At 44.4% G+C, this 1,995-nt stretch carries 2 protein-coding genes; both read left to right on the top strand.

Annotation, left to right across the window (positions count from 1 at the left end; genetic code table 11):
• Nucleotides 1-164 precede the first annotated feature (164 nt).
• Nucleotides 165-746: a hypothetical protein gene (locus tag LQE94_RS16120; RefSeq protein ID WP_055148571.1), complete on the top strand. Its 582-nt coding sequence runs from the start codon at nt 165-167 to the stop codon at nt 744-746.
• A 22-nt stretch (nt 747-768) separates the two neighbouring features.
• Nucleotides 769-1,995 (top strand): ISAs1 family transposase (locus LQE94_RS16115; RefSeq protein WP_240578195.1); only part of this gene is annotated, 1,227 nt, incomplete at its 3' end.

Below are 1,995 nucleotides of genomic sequence, written 5' to 3'. Positions count from 1 at the left end.
CAGGGTTGTTTCATGAAGGATTTTTAAAAACATAAAAAGATCAGATTTTATCGGGGGTTATGCATGTTATACAAAACATGTGTAACTCTTGATTTTTTGTGCCTGTAGAGGTATAATATCTATATGGTATAGGTGTATTGCACCTATACAGAAAGGAGGATATTATGCCAGTAACTGAGAAAAAGTACCCGGATTGGGTTCAGAAGTATCGGATCAAAGGAACTACCGTGAAGAAAAAAGGAGATTCGTATTATCTCTATAAAAGAACATCCCGGCGCGTGAAAGGGAAAAAGTATCCGCAGCCAGTCGATACCTATATCGGCGTGATTACTCCGGAAGGAGTAATACAAAGCAATAAAAGAAAAGTATCTTTGACAGATGCAGAAGTATGGGAATACGGATTTTCAAAAGCCGTCTGGGAGTTGTGTCCGGATGATTGGAAAAAACCGTTGGGGGATGACTGGCAGGATGTACTTTCCATTATTCTTCTAAAACAGTCTCCAACCTCTTATATCCAGAAAACACGAGTGATGAAAAAAGAATCGGATTTCCGATATCAGTTTGCAGCCCAGACAGCGTCCCTGTCCCGCAGAATTTATAAAAAACAGGGCATTGGCCTGGAAGAATTACATCAGTTAGAGACCATCTATTTAGTATGCCTGGATAAAACGGAAATCATTTCGAAAGTGAATGAGGGGCAACGGAGACTCCTGGAGAAAATACAGGTGGCATTGGAAATGTGCTGAAAAGACTGTTCTGACAGAAAAATTGATCCATTATTTCAGGCAGATTCCGGATTATCGGTGCGGCAGAGAGAAAAGACACGATCTTGGAGAAATGCTGGTATGCGTCACCCTCGGATTCCTTTGTGGCCGGACAACGATCCGCAGGAGCCTGAAATGGTGCAAAACCCACTTGGAAGAGCTGCGGAAGCATATGAACTTAAAATACGGGATCGCCTCGCCTTCCACTATTACCCGGATGTTGAATGGCATTGATGAGGAATTAGCTTTGTATGCTTTTATGGAGTGGATTGGCGAGATCGTGGAATCCAGAAATACCCATCTAGCTATTGATGGGAAAGCATTGTGCGGTGCAACGGAAAAAACGAAAGGTGAGACAACCCCGATGCTGCTGAATGTAGTGGAAACGGTCCGGGGATTGATACTTGCACAGCTTCCGGTAGATTCAAAGACGAATGAGATTACGGCGATTCCTGAATTATTAAAGCTTCTGGATATCAGCGGGAGCATTGTAACGATTGATGCTGTTGGGACACAGACTGCAATCATGGAACAGATTCATGAACAGGGAGGACATTTTGTGTTAACAGTAAAGAAAAATCAGCCGGAGGCCTATGAGGAGATTCATACGTTCATGGATAAACTGGGGGCGGAAGATCTCAAAAGAAAAAAAGGCGAAGCTATGGATCCTGGGATGAAGGAGTTCCTTGAGAAATACGAAGAAATCAGCCAGATGGAAAAAAACCGGGACAGAAATGAGTATAGGACTTGCCAGATATGTAAAGACGCTTCAAATCTGACCAAAAGCCAAAAAGAATGGCCGCACGTTCAAAGTATTGGGCGGATCAAGCAGGTGAGGATACCCAAGGAAAAAGACAGCCAGGGGAATGATGTGACGCCGTCGAAGGAAGAGTTTTTGGAAAAAGGCTCCAGAAGAATCCCAGCTCCTTCTGCTGGAGAGGGAGCCGGGAAAGATGTCCAGTGTACGGCACTGATATCAGACCTGATCCTTACAGCAGAGGAGCTGGGAAGCATAAAAAGAATGCACTGGTCAATAGAGAACCGGCTCCATCATGTGCTGGACGATACATTTAGGGAAGACCGCTCGCCAGCCAAAAAGTCCCGGAACAACCTGTCGCTCATCAGAAAATACGCATACAACATCCTGCGTCTGGCAATGTACGAGACGGGTCTGGCAAATATAATGACAGAAATGATGGACTGCTTTTGTGACAATGCCGCTTTGCGGGAA

The sequence above is a fragment of the Mediterraneibacter sp. NSJ-151 genome (assembly GCF_022487435.1).
Classification (GTDB): Bacteria; Bacillota; Clostridia; order Lachnospirales; family Lachnospiraceae; genus Schaedlerella; species Schaedlerella hominis.
The sequence above is the reverse complement of the archived record's forward strand: the minus strand, read 5'-3'. Positions and strand labels throughout refer to the sequence as shown.

Coding starts and splice junctions, on each gene's coding strand:
- LQE94_RS16120 (WP_055148571.1), top strand. CDS start 165: ATGCCAGTAACTGAGAAAAAGTACCCGGATTGGGTTCAGAAGTATCGG.